Consider the following 14,807-nt stretch of genomic DNA (forward strand, 5'->3'; position numbering starts at 1 on the left):
ATTGCCGAATTGGCCTAAACATCGGCATTAGCCTGCCCAAGCCGCCCTGGCGCACGGCTGGGGGCCAGCGCCAGACTCTACAGGACGGGCAATCGCTTCTACCTGTAAAGCCTCTGATACTGGCTGGCCTTAGGTTTAGCCTACCCCCGAGCGGAGCTGCCATCTCTGCTTTTGGGTCTATATCTTGCATTACAGCCAGCGGCTAAAAATCTAGCTATATATATAGACTGGATAAGCGGCATATCAATTTTCTATGAAAGCTAAATGAACAGAGTAGGAATGCTTATGCCGCTCATTCAGCTTGATCCCTGAGGACGGCTGCCGTCCCGGGAAAAATGCAGCCATAGAATCGTCGGGCTATTGTTGGTGACTAAATAGATTCAGATCAATGGGTAGCCCCTATAAAGTGGATCATGCTTTGCGATATTATGGTGTCGTCTAAGAATAGATACCTAGTCGACTACAACAGAGGGTTAAACGCAGTGGTTAGAGTAGCAATTAATGGTTTTGGCCGCATTGGTCGTAATTTTCTGCGCTGCTGGTTGACGCGCGAAAACAGCCAGCTTGAGGTGGTAGCTATCAATGATACGTCTGATCCTAAGACTAACTCCCACCTGCTGAAGTATGACTCTATGCTGGGTCGCCTTGATGCTGATGTCAGCGCTGGGGAGGACACGCTGATTGTCAACGGTAAGACCATCAAGTGCTACTCCGATCGCAACCCCAACAACCTGCCCTGGGACGCCTGGGACATTGACCTGGTGATTGAGTCTACCGGCGTGTTTGTCAGTGAAGAGGGCGCGTCTCGCCACATCGAGGCCGGGGCCAAGAAAGTACTCATCACCGCGCCCGGCAAGGGCGGCGGCATTGGCACCTACGTCATGGGGGTCAACGATAAAGACTACACCCACGACAAGCACAACGTCGTGAGCAACGCCAGCTGCACCACCAACTGTCTGGCTCCGGTGGTGAAGGTGCTGAACGATAACTTCGGCATCATCAAAGGCACCATGACCACCACCCACAGCTACACCGGCGACCAGCGCCTGCTGGATGCCAGCCACCGCGACCTGCGCCGGGCGCGGGCGGCGGCACTCAATATTGTGCCCACTACCACCGGAGCCGCTAAGGCTGTGGCCCTGGTGATTCCTGAAATGGCGGGTAAGCTCAACGGCATCGCCCTGCGGGTGCCCACCCCCAACGTATCGGTGGTGGACCTGGTGGTGCAGGTGGAGACCCCTGCGATCGCCGAGCAGGTCAACGAAGTGCTGAAAGCCGCCGCCGAAGGCTCGATGAAGGGCATTCTGGCCTACAGTGACCTGCCGCTGGTATCGATTGACTACCGCAAGACCGACGAGTCCTCTATCGTTGACTCTAGCCTGACCATGGTGATGGGCGGCGACATGGTGAAAGTGGTGGCCTGGTACGACAACGAGTGGGGCTATAGCCAGCGGGTAGTTGACCTGGCCGAAATGGTGGCCGCTAACTGGAAGTAGGCCAAGCTAGCCTGGCCTAAGTCACCTGAGCCTGTGCATTAATAGCCGTGCATTCACAAAAGAGGGGACAGCGGACGCTATCCCCTCTTTTGTCTTAACTGGATCTATTTTGACCCGCTTTGCCTGGTCAGAGAAAATGGTCTAGAGAGGACGGCCTAGATTCCTACATTGAGGGCAGCTCTGGGTGCAGAGCCGCTACCCGCGCCTCGCTCAGCGCTTCGTAGCCCCGCTTGAGATCGTCGAGGAGGACCGCTGCACCCTTGGTATCGCCCAGGGCGCAGGCTATAGACAGGTGGTGCTGGAGATGCACAATGGCTCGGTTGTGATCGCCCATGGCAATGCTGGCATGGGTGAGCTGGACAAGAATTCGGCGGGTGGTGCGGCTGTCAGCGGGGGTGTTGCCGTCAGCGCTGACGGCGATAAATCTCTCGTAGCAGTCAACCGCCTGGGGATACTCCCGCAGGGTGAGGTAGGTGTTGCCCAGGTTTTGCAAGATCTGGAGCCTGGTGTTGCGAGTCGCACCGTGGTCGGAACCCGACTGGGAGCGATTAGCCGCTCCGGAATCGCCCAGGGTGGTCGCTATCATCAGGCTGGCTTCGTAGAGGGTGGCGGCCTGGCGGGTGAGCCCCTTAGCGCGGTAAACCATGGCCAGGTTGTTGAGCGATCGCATTTCGCCGGGGCGATCGCCAATTTTTTTGGCCAAGGTCAAGCTCTGGCCCATGTATTCTAAGGCCCGCTGCAGGTTGCCCAGGTGGCGATAGCTGTTGCCCAGGTGGTCTAGGGTCTGCTGCATCAGTGCGTCATCCCCTAGCTCACGGGCCACGCGCAGGCACTGCCGCCCGTAGTCTGCCGCCCACAGGTAATCTGCCACCCGGTAATACAGGCTGGCCAGGGTCAGCAGCACCTTGGCCTGGCGCTGCTTGTCGCCCAGGTTGCGGTAGCTCTGCAGCGCCTGCTGCAGCAGGGCCAGGGCTGGCGTGTACTGTCCCTTGCGAAGATGCGCCAGCCCCTGCTTTAGCCACTGGGACGCCTCTGCTTCCTGGCACTGATGGTAACCCTGGGCAATCCGCTCGGCCTGAGCTAAAAGTGACGGATCGCGTGGAATACGTACGGTGGTCTCGTCGGCGAGAATGTAAGTGGGGCGTAGAGGAGAATTTGAGGAGGTCATAGGCCGAAGCCGCAGAGTCACTGCGGGTGCATCTAAAGGGTTGTTATCACGGTGTGGTAGCAGGGTAGATCGCGTTGTCTTAATCGTAGATTTATAGTCTCTGGGTCAACACCGTGCTTTTACGACACATTATCTGGGGAAGTCCTCACTCCCTGCGCAAATCAACTGATATTCTCCGGGTTTGTGTGAGCAAAGGTGTCGCCCCAGCCAACGCTTTGCCGATCTGAGCAAAATCTGGGCCAAATCTGGGCCAAACTGACCCCCGGCATTTTATGAAGCTGACTGGTCTACTCCGTAGTTCCTCAGACCGCAGGTTTTTTGTGGCAAAGCCAGCGGCCTGGGTTAAGGTTGCTTCCACTGATTACACTGGAGAGGCTTCATCCGTTTGGCGCTGCCTGTGGCTCCCCTCCCGCTTCGCGACGAAACTCTGCTGTTTGAACCCGCCATCGCCGGAGATGACGCGCTGACGGTGGTGTTCGCCTTCCCCAACAGCTACAGCGTAGGCATTACCAGTCTGGGCTACCAGGTGGTGTGGGCCACCCTGGCCGGCCGGGCCGACCTCAGCGTCAGTCGGCTATTTACCGATGGCCACGAGCCGCTGCCTGCGGCCCCTGCTGTGCTGGGTTTCTCCATCTCCTGGGAGCTAGACTACGGCAATCTGCTCGCTCTGCTGGAGCAGCTGGATATTCCCTTAATGGCGCGCGATCGCACCGATGACCATCCCCTGGTCTTTGGCGGTGGCCCGGTGCTGACCGCCAACCCCGAACCCTTTGCCGACTTCTTTGATGTGGTGCTACTGGGGGATGGGGAGACCTTATTAAACGACTTTTTTGATGCCCTGGTGGAGCTAAAAACCGCCAGCCGGGCCGAAACCCTGCGCCACCTGGCGGCGGTGCCGGGAATCTACGTTCCTTCGCTCTATGCGGTCACCTACGATGGCCCCGGCGGCCCGGTGGGGGCGATCGCCCCCGTAGATGCCGAAATCCCCGCCACGGTGCAAAAGCAGACCTACCGGGGTAACGTGCTCTCCGCGTCTACGGTGGTCACCCCCCACGCCGCCTGGGAAAACATCTTTATGGTGGAGGTGGTGCGCAGCTGCCCGGAGATGTGCCGCTTCTGCCTGGCCAGCTACCTGACGCTGCCCTTCCGCACCGCCAGCCTGGAATCATCTCTCATCCCCGCCATTGAGCAGGGGCTAGCGGTGACCAATCGGCTGGGGCTGCTGGGGGCTTCGGTGACTCAGCACCCCGAATTTGAGACCCTGCTCGACTATTTAAATAAGCCTCAGTTCGACGATGTGCGGCTCAGCCTGGCCTCGGTGCGCACCAACACCGTTACCCCTCAGCTGGCCGAAACCCTCACCCGCCACGACACTCGCTCGATCACCATTGCGATCGAAAGCGGCTCTGAACGGATGCGCCGCATCGTCAACAAAAAGCTGGAAACCGACGACATTGAGCGGGCGGCCCTGAATGCTGAAGCGGGCGGACTCAGCGCCATGAAGCTCTACGGCATGGCGGGGCTGCCGGGCGAAACTATGGATGATCTGGAGCAGACCGCTGCCCTGATGCTGCGGCTGAAAAAAGCGGCCCCCGGCCTGCACCTCACCCTGGGATGCAGCACCTTTGTGCCCAAGGCCCACACCCCCTTTCAGTGGTGCGGCGTCGATAAAGCAGCCGAAAAACGGCTCAAATACCTGCAAAAGCACCTGCGCCCCAAGGGCATTGACTTTCGGCCCGAGAGCTATAACTGGTCGGTGATTCAGGCGCTGATCTCCCGGGGCGATCGCCGTCTGGCTCCCGTGCTAGAACGGGTGCGCCAGTACGGTGATTCCCTGGGCAGCTACCGCCGCGCCTTTAAAGACTTTCAGGGCCAGGTTCCGCCGCTAGAGTACTATGTCCACGACGACTGGACATTGGATCAGCCACTGCCCTGGGATCACCTGCTGGGGCCGCTGCCCAAAGCCACCCTGCAAAAACACTTTGATTCAGCCGTAATTGCTCAGTTAGGTTGAGCTAAGGGATAGAGCAGGTAATAGGTTTGGCGACGGCGGCATCATCGTTTGCCTTTACCTCATCTCCTCACCTACCGGCACCCCAAACTATCCCGCGTCGCCACCCCGGTAATTGCATTCACCCCGTCGGCGTACTTGCACATTTGGGCGGTCTGAAAGCGATCGATGATGGCTCCCGAAAAGTCGGCCCCGGTGAGGATAGCCTCGTTGAAGCTGCTGCTGGTGAGCAAGGCATCGGTGAAATTAGCGTTGGAGAGGTCGGCTCCGTCGAAAATAACGCGATCGGCAAAGGTGCCCGACAGGTCTGCCGAGGATAGATTTGCTCGTAAGAAAGACGCCTTCGTGAGAATAGTGCGACTGAGGTCGGCTTTCTCAAAGTTGGCCTCCCGCATTTCGGCTGCCGCAAAGGAGGTGCCCGAGAGCTGCTTGCCCGAAAAGTCGCGGAAGCTGAGATCTGTGAGGGTGTAGTCGACGGTGTTTTCTTGGGCGTAGGCGGCGGGGGTGGCGCCAAGCCATCCGGCGATCGCGATCACCAGAGCGCAGGCTATAGCGAGCATTTTGGGACAAGAACGGAACATATCCGGCAAACCGTAGGATGGGCAAAGAGCGTTAGACCGTGCCCATCATGGCCCCAAAGGTAGATACCGAGTAGATACCGATGGGCACGCTTCGCTTTGCTCATCCTACAAATTTTTGAGGCAAATTTTGAGGCAACATCGTCTTTAGAATTGTCAGGTCATCGCCCTGAGGGCAGTTTGCAGATGCTCGGGCAGGCGGCGCAGCACCCGCCGGGTTTTGACATCGACTGGAACCAGAGTAACGGTGCCCTCGATGCAGGTCTCCTGGGTAGCGGCGTTTTGAATATCGTAGTGCCACACAAATCGCACCCCTTTGGCTGGTCCCAATCGGGCTTTGACCAGCGCGGTGTCGCCCAGGGCGAGCGATCGCCGATACTTGAGCCCTAAATCGACCACCGGCAAATCTACTCCGGCCTTAATCCAGTCGGCAAACGTCAGCCCGCAGTCGCTGAGATAGTTGACCCGAGCTTCTTCCATCCAGGCGATGTAAGTGCCGTGCCAAACAATCCCGGCGTAATCGGTGTGATGGGGCTGCACCACCACTCGATGCTCATACCAGCGAAAAGATGTCATTGAGGTTATTTCACCGCTTAGCCAGCCAGCCAGACCGACTCTACTACAAATTATGAATCGCCCAAAATAGGCTCAAAACCAGTGCCTATGATGATTGAGAACACCTTATCTCAGTTTTATATCCCGTTGTTCCGATGGTCTTAGACGGGTGAGATAAGGCATCGCTTAGGATCCTTAAACCCCATGTTTTGGTCCTGGCGTTGCCACTTAGCCCCTTGCCGTCAAGCGCAACCCTACGAGGACATCATGATAGAAAAAATTCTTTTGGCTGACTCTGGCACCGGCAATACCGAAGCTGCGATGAAAGCGCTGATGGAGATTCCTCTGGTGCAGCGGGCCTCGGTGACGGTACTCCACGTGGTGCCCTCCCAGGTGTCTGCAGAAACCATGGCAGAGCGTTGGGAAGCGGGTGGGCGCACGCTGGCGACGGCGATTACTAACCTCAACCTCGACCCCAGCCGGGTAAACGCCGTGCTGCGGGAGGGCGACCCCAAAGACGTGGTGATTCAGGTCGCTGATGAAGTCGATGCCGACCTGATCATCATGGGCTCGCGGGGCTTGCAGGGGCTGAAGGCTATTCTCGAAAATTCGGTTAGCCAGTACGTATTTCAGCTGTCGTCGCGGCCTATGCTGCTGGTCAAAGACGACCTCTACAGCATTCGCCCGATCAAGCGGGTGATGGTGGCGATGGATAAGTCAGACTCGGCGCGGGAAGGGTTGAACATTGCCATTTCGCTACTGCGCGATGTCAAGGGTGGGGAACTGACCCTAGTGCATACGGTGTCTAGCCTGAAGACCAAGCCCTTTGACGTGGCGAGCACCGATCCCAGCCAGGACCCCATTTTGATGGATGCTTTGGCAGAGGTGAAGCGGTATGGCATTAGCTATAAGCTGTCGGCTCCCGAGGGCAAGCCCGGCCGCCGCATTTGCCAACTGGCCGAAGAGCGCAACATGGATCTGATTATTTTAGGCTCGCCCGATCGCCGTCCCACCATTGCCAAGGGGCTGCCCGACTTAGATAAGATCCTGGGCGAGTCGCTGACCGACTTTGTGCGGGTGTACGCTCCCTGCCCGGTTCTGCTGACTCGGATGGCGGGCTAAGCCTGATGGCGGTTAAATTGTTTCCTTAGAAAAGCAGGGTTTCAGTAACGGCCTGTAAAAATTCGTAATGGAAACGATGATCAAATCGGTCTAAGTTAAACAAATGTGGCCTTTGTAATGGCAAGTTAAGGCAGTCTCATGTTTGGAGTGGGCCTGCCTGGGCGGGCATCGGCCAACCGAAACTTCGTTGAAACCACACCTAAATCACACCTTTTAATTCACCCTAGAGCGAGACAGTCAGCATGAGCAGTAACCTATCCACCGAGCTGCGCGAAGGCACCAAAAAAGCCCACACCATGGCCGAGAACATGGGCTTTGTGCGCTGCTTTTTGCGGGGCGTGGTCGAGAAGAACTCTTACCGCAAGCTGGTGGCTAACTTTTACTACGCCTACGCGGCCATGGAAGAGGAGCTAGAGCGACACAAAGATCATCCGGTTGTCTCCAAGGTTTACTTTCCTGAGCTGCACCGCAAGGCGTCGCTGGAGTCTGACCTGGCCTACTACTACGGCCCCAACTGGGCCAATGAGATTGCGCTAACCCCTGGCGGACGGCGCTATGTCGATCGCATTCGCGAGGTGGCCAGCACCCAGCCCGAGCTGCTGGTCAGCCATTCCTACACTCGCTACATTGGCGATCTGTCCGGGGGTCAAATCCTCAAGGGCATTGCCCAGCGGGCGATGAACCTCTCCGAGGGCGAAGGTACAGCCTTCTACGAGTTTCCTGAAATCGCCGATGAGAAGGCGTTTAAGGCGAAGTACCGCGAGTCTATGGATGCGGCTCCGGTGGATGAGGCCATGGTGGCCAGGATTGTGGAAGAGGCCAACGATGCCTTTGGCCTGAACATGGAGATGTTCCAGGAGCTGGAGGGGAATCTGATTAAGGCGATCGGTCAGATGCTGTTCAACACGCTGACCAGCCGTCGGCGTCGGGGCAGCACCGAGCTGGCGACCGCTGAGTAGATTTGGCTGGAGCTGAAGCCCCTGGTCTTTCATTTTCGATAACCGTATTGAGGAAGCGATCGCAGGTCGCTTCCTCATTTTTTTGGGCTGTAGGGTGCATTAGCGCAGCAATGCACCGCTAACTTAGGCAGCGAGCAATGGGTCTCAAAGCCAGATCTACCGCTGGGGCCATTTCGCTGGCCCCAGACCCCCTTCGACCAGGGCCGTGCCGCCGCCCTGGACCCAACGGAAAGGATTGATCTGCCATTGGTTTAAACCTCCGTCCTGCAAATTGACCTGCCCTTCTCTGTGATGAACCATTCATAGGCGTGTGGCCGTGTAGGGTGGGCACTGCCCACCACTTGAGCGGCTATTTTTCAGCAACCCTATGTGTCAGGCTGAAAGGGAGAGCTGAGGTTGGGCATGAAGGCGGTAGCAATGTTTTTACGAAGGCTGGTCTACGGCTGGGGCTGGCGGCAGGCTGGTTTGGTCGCTTTTAGCGGCGTGGTGATGGCTTTGGCGCTGCCGCCGTGGAGTCTGTGGCCGTTGGCCTGGGTGGGGCTGGTGCCGCTGTGGTGGGTGATTTTGGCGGCGCCGATCGCGCTGGCGGCGGTCTATGGGCTGCTGTGGGGGCTGGTGTACTACGGCATTTCCCTGGCCTGGATTACTCACCTGCACCCGTTGATGTGGATGGGGGTGCCGTGGCTGAGCAGCATTGCGATCGCCCTCTCAGCCTGGCTCTTTATCGTCCTCTGGGGTTCGGTCTGCATCGCCATTTGGGGTGGGGCTATGGCGTGGCTGGCCCGCCGCTGGCCGGGGCGCAGGGGGTGGATTGCGCTGGCCGGGGCCGCCCTCTGGTGCACCCTCGAAGCCCTGCGCAACCACAGCCCCCTCGACTGGTCGCCCCTCAGCCTGACCCAAAGCCCCAACAATCTCTGGATTCTGCACCTCACTCGCCTGTCAGGTCCATCGGCCATCACCGCCATTCTGGTTGCGACCAACGGTCTGCTGGCCTATGCTCTGCTGGGCGCTAGAATCTTCAAATTTTCGAGCCAAGCGCCGACGAGCTCAGCCCATTCCCCATCATCCCCTCGATCCCTGGCCCTGGCGGCTATCTCCATCGTCATTGCCAGCCACCTGCTGGGCGCAAGTCTCTACCATCGCGTCAGTCCTGTTCCCGACAGCCAATCCCTGACTCTGGGACTGATTCAGGGCAATGTGCCCACCCATGAAAAGCTCACGCCCCAGGGCGTTCGCCAGGCGCTTCAGGGGTATACCGAGGGTTATCAGGCCCTGGTGGCCCAGGGGGTAGAGGCGGTGGTGACCCCGGAAGGGGCATTGCCCCAGCTGTGGGACGTGAGCGCGCCCCAGGTGGCGGCCATTCTAAAAACCGTGGGTCAGGCGGGGGTGCCGCTGTGGTTGGGCACCTTTGCCCCGGTGCCGGGGGAGGGCCGCACCGAGTATACCCAGAGCATTTTGGAACTGCGGGCCGACGGCCAGTACCACGGGCGCTACAACAAAGTGCAGCTGGTGCCCCTGGGGGAGTACATTCCCTTTGAGGCGGTGTTGGGCAAGCTGATTGGCCGCCTTTCACCGCTGGACAGCTACCTGGTGCCGGGGCGACCCGATCAGCGATTTGTCACCAGTGTGGGCCAGGGGATTGTGGGTATTTGCTATGAATCGGCCTACAGCCGCCTGTTTCGCCGTCAGGCGCGGGCGGGGGGCGAGTTCATTGTCACCGCGTCTAACAACGACCCCTACCCGGTGTGGATGATGATGCAGCACCACGGGTTTGACGTGCTGCGGGCGGTGGAGAGCGATCGCTGGGCGCTGCGGGTCACCAACACGGGCCTCTCTGGGGTGGTCGACAACCACGGGCGCACCCTCTGGCTGGGGGAACCCCACACCTATCTCATTCACCGGGCTGAGCTGGAACGCCGCCAGACCCTCACGCCTTACGTGCGCTGGGGCGACTGGCTGACGCCCTTACTGCTGGGGCTAACGCTGGTATTGGGTTGGGGGGGCGATCGCCGCCGGAGCTAGATCAAATCGTAAAATAGCAGGCCCATCGCCCTCGAAATGAAGTGCCAGAATATTAGTCAGGCAGGCCTCGTTGGGTGGGTGGTCTGGCTTGGAACATAAGTTCGGCTGGCTCAGAGCTAGGTATTCTTGTCCATTGCTGTAAACATTTTTCGGCAAGCCTATGGAATCCTTGATTGGCCAAACCCTGCACGGGCGCTACCAAATTCAGGTGTTACTGGGAAAGAAAATTGGGCGCAGGACCTTTCTAGCTACCGATTTAGAAACCCAATCATCTGTTGTGATCAAGCTGCTGCTGTTTGGTCCGGACTTTAGCTGGGAGGATCTCAAGCTTTTTGAGCGCGAGGCCAAAACGCTGAAAGCGCTTAATCATCCGGCCATTCCTAGCTATCTTGACAGCTTTGATATCGATGCTGAGACAGGCCAGGGATTTGCCCTGGTGCAGAGCTATATTGATGCCGTGCCGCTCGATGCGGCCGTTCAGAGCGGTCGCCGTTTTTCAGAGGCAGAACTGGTGGAAATCGCCGACCAGCTGCTAGCGATTCTGGTCTATCTTCACGGGCAGGTCCCGCCGGTTATTCACCGCGACATTAAACCCAGCAATATCCTATTGTCAAATCGATCTGGGCATCGCGTGGGCGATCTTTACCTGGTGGATTTTGGCTCAGTTCAAACCGTCGCCGACAAAAAGAATGACACCATCACTATTGTTGGCAGCTATGGCTATATTCCCCTGGAGCAGTTTACGGGCCAAACCGTTCCGGCTTCTGATTTGTACAGCCTAGGAATGACCCTGGTGTATTTAATTGCGGGCAGGCATCCAGCTGATTTAAGCCAGGTTAACGGCAAAGTTCAGTTTGACAGCAGCGCCATCGACAAGCGGTTTGCTCGGTGGCTGGAGAAAATGACCCACTTTCAGCTAGATAAACGATTTGAATCGGCCCAGATAGCGCTGGCGGCTCTCAAGTCTGAGGACGGCAGCTATGGCAGTCATATCGATCTGAGACCAAAAAATAGCCAGGTTGAAGTTTTTCGCGATCGCGATCGGCTCGAAATTAAGACCCTGCAACAGCCGATTGTAGGCTCTTGCCTGGGATGTTTGGGCCTCGCAGCTGTCACCATACTGGGTTTCTCGCTCACAGGAGCCATCGGCGGCGTGCTGACGATGGCGCTGGCCAGCCTGATCTTTATCATCTACGCCAATCAACTGCCATCCTGTAAATCAGTCATCACCATTGAGCGCGGCGGTAAGATTAGTAAATTCATTCAAACCAAGGCCACCAAGCAGAATATTAAATTTTCCGCCGCAGAAGATATCAGCCTTTTAATCTACAGTCCTGGCTACACGTTCGATCGCTACATTAACGAAAAGGGCAACACCATTCAGGGCGGCAAGGTGACGATTTACCCCAAGCTCTCTGTTTTTGCGGGTAGTGTTGAATATTCAATTGGGCATTCCCTCCTTTCCCAGGCCGAGCTGTGGTGGCTGGGGCAAGAACTCAGCGACTTTCTCGATCTCGAACTGCAAATTGTCTACCCCACGCCCAAGGTTCCGCCTGAGCAAACCTGCGGCTGCGGCTGTTAGCTGTTGAGGATTTTCCCATGACTCCAGAGCAGCAAATTCTGTACGCAAAAATCTGCCGGTTTAAGCTAGACGATCCGGCAGCAGATTTTCCGTTTTCAGCCAAGCTGGCGTGGGAGTATCAGTGGACGGCTATGTACACCTACCGGGCAATTCAAGAGTATAAAAAATTTATGTTTTTGGCGGCGATCGCTGATCAAGATCTATCTCCTTCCACCGCTGTGGATCGGGTCTGGCATTTGCACCTGCTCTATACCCGTTCTTACTGGGATGAATTCTGCGGCAAAGTCCTGAATAAAACACTGCACCACTTTCCCGGCTTGGGGGGTGTCGATGAGGGATTGAAATACTATGCGCAATATTGTCAAACCCTGGATTTTTACCGCAGCTATTTTGGCACACCGCCCGAAGACATCTGGAATCAGCCGAAGTTTAAAAGTGAAGAAGCGCTATTTCAGTGGATCGATCGTCAGCGGTACTGGATTGTTCGGCGACCCCGGCTAATTTTACGTTTGAAGCGGCATTTCAAAGGTCGACTTACGCTCTGGAAGACTGAGCAATAGCCTGCAATTCAGGTCGATTTTTTCGTCACGCCCGATCGAAAGAAATCGAGCGTGGCCAAGACTGCCCCGCCCACAATTAGCGCGCAGGCCAACCCCACTGTCGCCGTTGCCTCTGCTCGCCCAAAGATAATCAGCAGCACGGTCGACAGCAGCGGGGCCGCGTAGGACAGCGCCCCCAGCACCCGAATGTTGCCGTGCTTGACTCCGTAATCCCAGGTAAAAAAGGCCAGCCCGACTGGCCCCAGGCCCAGCCCCAGAATGGCCAGCCATTCCCATCCTGTAGGAACGACCGTTGTTTCAAATAGAGCATGGCAGACCCAGGCCAGAATCGCTGTCGCCCCACAAAACCCTCCCACTGCATTGGTCGGAATTGCCCCAAACCGCCGCGACAGCAGCGAGTAGCCCGACCAGGTGAGGGCACAGACCAGCGCCGCCAGGTAGCCGGTGGTGTACTGGGCCTGAAAGCTAAAGCCCTGGCCCTTGGTCACGAGCAGGGCCGCGCCGAGGAACCCCGCGATCGCCCCCGCCCCGTGAAACCACCGCAGCCGCTCCCCCGGCAGCAGGGCCGAAAAAAACACGATCAGCAGCGGCCACAGGTAGGCGATTAAACTCGCCTCCACCGCCGGGGCGTGGCGCAGGGCCATGAAGTAGAAAAAGTGGTAGCCAAACAGACCAGCAATGCCGAGTACCCAAACCCGCCAGGGCAGCCGCAGGTGATTCAGCACGCTGCCCCCGGCCTGTCGCCAGGCCGCAAGGCCAATGCCGAAGGCGATCGTAAAGGACATTGCGGTGAGCTGAAACGGCGGTACGGTGCCGCTGAGATCCGTCAGCAGGGCCAGGGTGGCCCACATAAGCACCGCTGAGAAACCAATCACCGTCGGCTGTCGTTGGTTTCGTCCTGATTCTCCTGATTCCATGGCGATCTTTTGCTGAACCCCTGGCTGTGTATTGTAGAGATGCCGCTGACTAAAACGTAAAACCTCCTCAATGCAGAGAGTTGACAGGTCACGATGGAGCTAAGCCTCCCCCTACTGTCGGTTAAAAACCTGGGCCGCCAGCTGGGCGATCGCTGGCTGTGGCGGGGGGTGAGTTTTGAGCTAAGGGCAGGCGACTGTATGGGGCTAGTGGCTCCTTCGGGCGCAGGCAAAACCCTACTGATGCGCAATCTAGTCGTTCTCGACCCAATTCAGCAGGGGGAAGTCAGGTTTGAAGGCAAAACCCCGGCAGAGTGGGAGCTACCCGCCTACCGCAGCCGGGTGATGTACGTACCCCAGCGGGCGATCGCCCTCGATGGCACGGTGCAAGACAATCTCAAGCAGGTGTTTGATTTGGCTATCCACCGCCAGCGCCAGTTTCAGCCAGACACCGTTTGCACCTGGCTCAAGCAGCTGGGGCGAGGTCCAGAATTCCTCAATCTTACCGGTTCTCGCCTTTCGGGTGGGGAGGCGCAAATTCTGGCGCTGCTGCGCGCCCTCCAGCTCGACCCCCAGGTGCTCTTGCTCGACGAACCCACCGCCTCCCTCGATGCTGCCACAACGGCCAAGGTTGAAGCTCTGCTGCATGACTGGCTGCGGCAGCCAGAGCGGGCCTGTATGCTGACCAGCCATGACACCGAGCAAATTCGCCGGGTGACCCACCGACAGCTCAACCTGGGGGACTTTGTCTAGTGGAAAACAACTACATTGCCATTGGCTACGGGCAGCTGGCCCTCTCTGCCCTGCTGATTTTGGTGAACGTGGGGCTATCGGCGGCGCTGCGGCTGGGGCTGGGCCGGTCGCTGCTGGTTGCCGCCCTGCGCATGGTGGTGCAGCTGTTGCTGATTGGCTTTGTGCTGGAGTGGCTGTTTACCCAGGACAACGCCCTGGTGGTGGTGGCGATCGCGCTGGTCATGGCCGCGATCGCCGGAGTGTCTGCCGTCAACCGCACCCAGCGGCGCTTTGGGGGCATCTACTGGCACAGCCTGCTGTCTGTGCTGTCCGCCTCGGCCCTGGTGACGGGCTTTGCCATGGTCGGCATCATTCGGGTGCAGCCCTGGTACGACCCCCAGTACCTGATTCCGATGCTGGGCATGGTGCTGGGCAACACCCTCAACGGCATTTCCCTGGGGCTAGACCGCTTTATGGAAGGACTGATCACCCAGCGAGACCAGATCGAAACTCTGCTGGTCCTGGGAGCCACCCGGTGGGAAGCGGCCCACGACCAGGTGCGCAGCGCCATTCGCGTCGGCATGATCCCCACCATCAACTCGATGACGGTGATGGGGCTGGTCAGCCTGCCGGGCATGATGACCGGGCAAATACTGGCTGGGGCCAACCCCATCGACGCTGTGCGCTACCAGATTGTGATCATGTTTATGATTGCCGCCGGAGCCGCCCTGGGGATTTTTGCCGTGGTGCTGCTGGCCTACCGCCGCCTGCTCAGCCCAGAGCACCAGCTGCGGCTCGACTATTTAGAGAAAGCGGGCCACCGATGACCCAGAGGATTATTTAATTACACCAAAAACCGGGTTTCTATGGAAGTGGAAACCCGGTTTTTAATGGACAGGCGTCCATAGCCTGGGTCTGGCATTCATACCAAATCCTGATCAGCTACCCCCGATTCCCTAGTGGTGCATTGCGGCTAATCAAAGCCATCAGGGCGCTGCCAGGCGAGGGTGTAGCCGCGAATGCACCCTACGGTTCTACCTTTTGGGAATCGGGATTATGGGGATTCGGATTTGGTATCAGAAGATGTTTGAAAAGTCCTATCTTTTGT

Annotated in this window: 13 protein-coding genes; 9 read left to right on the top strand and 4 right to left on the bottom strand. The window is 57.9% G+C overall.

Translation table 11 applies throughout. From position 1 onward, the window contains the following. Positions 1-482 precede the first annotated feature (482 nt). Positions 483-1,496 (top strand): type I glyceraldehyde-3-phosphate dehydrogenase, encoded by a 1,014-nt coding sequence (locus LEPTO7104_RS0120080; RefSeq protein WP_026072888.1) that lies wholly within the window; start codon positions 483-485, stop codon positions 1,494-1,496. A gap of 163 nt (positions 1,497-1,659) precedes the next feature. Here the strand turns inward: LEPTO7104_RS0120080 and LEPTO7104_RS0120085 are convergent, their stop codons facing one another. Continuing rightward, on the bottom strand, positions 1,660-2,664 hold the full coding sequence (locus LEPTO7104_RS0120085; RefSeq protein WP_017300384.1) for a tetratricopeptide repeat protein: 1,005 nt from the start codon (positions 2,662-2,664) through the stop codon (positions 1,660-1,662). 397 nt (positions 2,665-3,061) lie between these two features. On the opposite strand from LEPTO7104_RS0120085, the gene LEPTO7104_RS0120090 reads away from it, so the two are divergent. Next, positions 3,062-4,678 carry a B12-binding domain-containing radical SAM protein gene (locus LEPTO7104_RS0120090; RefSeq protein ID WP_017300385.1) on the top strand — a complete coding sequence of 539 codons (1,617 nt, stop codon included), beginning with the start codon at positions 3,062-3,064 and terminating at the stop codon, positions 4,676-4,678. A gap of 71 nt (positions 4,679-4,749) precedes the next feature. Here the strand turns inward: LEPTO7104_RS0120090 and LEPTO7104_RS0120095 are convergent, their stop codons facing one another. Both LEPTO7104_RS0120095 and LEPTO7104_RS0120100 read right to left on the bottom strand, forming a co-directional pair. Then, complete coding sequence (locus LEPTO7104_RS0120095; RefSeq protein WP_017300386.1) at positions 4,750-5,235, bottom strand: pentapeptide repeat-containing protein; 486 nt, start codon at positions 5,233-5,235, stop codon at positions 4,750-4,752. Between the two features lie 174 nt (positions 5,236-5,409). Further along, positions 5,410-5,829 (bottom strand): acyl-CoA thioesterase, encoded by a 420-nt coding sequence (locus tag LEPTO7104_RS0120100; protein ID WP_017300387.1) that lies wholly within the window; start codon positions 5,827-5,829, stop codon positions 5,410-5,412. 246 nt (positions 5,830-6,075) lie between these two features. Here LEPTO7104_RS0120100 and LEPTO7104_RS0120105 point away from each other — a divergent pair, with 246 nt between their 5' ends. The 5 genes from LEPTO7104_RS0120105 (at position 6,076) to LEPTO7104_RS0120125 (ending at position 12,053) form a co-directional block, all read left to right on the top strand. Further along, positions 6,076-6,930: a universal stress protein gene (locus tag LEPTO7104_RS0120105; RefSeq protein WP_017300388.1), complete on the top strand. Its 855-nt coding sequence runs from the start codon at positions 6,076-6,078 to the stop codon at positions 6,928-6,930. Positions 6,931-7,172: 242 nt separating this feature from the next. Further along, the gene (locus LEPTO7104_RS0120110; protein ID WP_017300389.1) at positions 7,173-7,889 is read left to right on the top strand and encodes a biliverdin-producing heme oxygenase; all 717 of its coding nucleotides are present in this window, start codon (positions 7,173-7,175) and stop codon (positions 7,887-7,889) included. Positions 7,890-8,291: 402 nt separating this feature from the next. Further along, positions 8,292-9,911, top strand: a complete 1,620-nt coding sequence (gene lnt / locus LEPTO7104_RS34665; protein WP_017300390.1) for an apolipoprotein N-acyltransferase — start codon at positions 8,292-8,294, stop codon at positions 9,909-9,911. 160 nt (positions 9,912-10,071) lie between these two features. Beyond that, on the top strand, positions 10,072-11,493 hold the full coding sequence (locus LEPTO7104_RS34670) for a serine/threonine protein kinase (protein ID WP_017300391.1): 1,422 nt from the start codon (positions 10,072-10,074) through the stop codon (positions 11,491-11,493). Between the two features lie 17 nt (positions 11,494-11,510). After that, on the top strand, positions 11,511-12,053 hold the full coding sequence (locus LEPTO7104_RS0120125) for a glycine-rich domain-containing protein (RefSeq protein WP_017300392.1): 543 nt from the start codon (positions 11,511-11,513) through the stop codon (positions 12,051-12,053). An 8-nt stretch (positions 12,054-12,061) separates the two neighbouring features. On the opposite strand, the gene yddG is transcribed toward LEPTO7104_RS0120125, so the two are convergent. Continuing rightward, on the bottom strand, positions 12,062-12,970 hold the full coding sequence (gene yddG, locus LEPTO7104_RS0120130) for an aromatic amino acid exporter YddG (RefSeq protein WP_040695563.1): 909 nt from the start codon (positions 12,968-12,970) through the stop codon (positions 12,062-12,064). Between the two features lie 93 nt (positions 12,971-13,063). Between yddG and LEPTO7104_RS0120135 the strand changes: the two genes are divergently transcribed. Then, a complete protein-coding gene (locus tag LEPTO7104_RS0120135; RefSeq protein ID WP_017300394.1) occupies positions 13,064-13,720 on the top strand; it encodes an ABC transporter ATP-binding protein in 657 nt (218 codons plus the stop codon). Continuing rightward, positions 13,720-14,526, top strand: a complete 807-nt coding sequence (locus LEPTO7104_RS0120140) for an ABC transporter permease (RefSeq protein WP_017300395.1) — start codon at positions 13,720-13,722, stop codon at positions 14,524-14,526. Before LEPTO7104_RS0120135 ends, LEPTO7104_RS0120140 begins: the two co-directional genes overlap by 1 nt. The last annotated feature ends 281 nt before the right edge of the window (positions 14,527-14,807 follow it).

This window comes from Nodosilinea nodulosa PCC 7104, from assembly GCF_000309385.1.
Classification (GTDB): Bacteria; Cyanobacteriota; Cyanobacteriia; order Phormidesmidales; family Phormidesmidaceae; genus Nodosilinea; species Nodosilinea nodulosa.

Coding starts and splice junctions, on each gene's coding strand:
- LEPTO7104_RS0120085 (WP_017300384.1), bottom strand. CDS start 2,664: ATGACCTCCTCAAATTCTCCTCTACGCCCCACTTACATTCTCGCCGAC.
- LEPTO7104_RS0120095 (WP_017300386.1), bottom strand. CDS start 5,235: ATGCTCGCTATAGCCTGCGCTCTGGTGATCGCGATCGCCGGATGGCTT.
- LEPTO7104_RS0120100 (WP_017300387.1), bottom strand. CDS start 5,829: ATGACATCTTTTCGCTGGTATGAGCATCGAGTGGTGGTGCAGCCCCAT.
- LEPTO7104_RS0120105 (WP_017300388.1), top strand. CDS start 6,076: ATGATAGAAAAAATTCTTTTGGCTGACTCTGGCACCGGCAATACCGAA.
- LEPTO7104_RS0120110 (WP_017300389.1), top strand. CDS start 7,173: ATGAGCAGTAACCTATCCACCGAGCTGCGCGAAGGCACCAAAAAAGCC.
- lnt (WP_017300390.1), top strand. CDS start 8,292: ATGAAGGCGGTAGCAATGTTTTTACGAAGGCTGGTCTACGGCTGGGGC.
- LEPTO7104_RS34670 (WP_017300391.1), top strand. CDS start 10,072: ATGGAATCCTTGATTGGCCAAACCCTGCACGGGCGCTACCAAATTCAG.
- LEPTO7104_RS0120125 (WP_017300392.1), top strand. CDS start 11,511: ATGACTCCAGAGCAGCAAATTCTGTACGCAAAAATCTGCCGGTTTAAG.
- yddG (WP_040695563.1), bottom strand. CDS start 12,970: ATGGAATCAGGAGAATCAGGACGAAACCAACGACAGCCGACGGTGATT.
- LEPTO7104_RS0120135 (WP_017300394.1), top strand. CDS start 13,064: ATGGAGCTAAGCCTCCCCCTACTGTCGGTTAAAAACCTGGGCCGCCAG.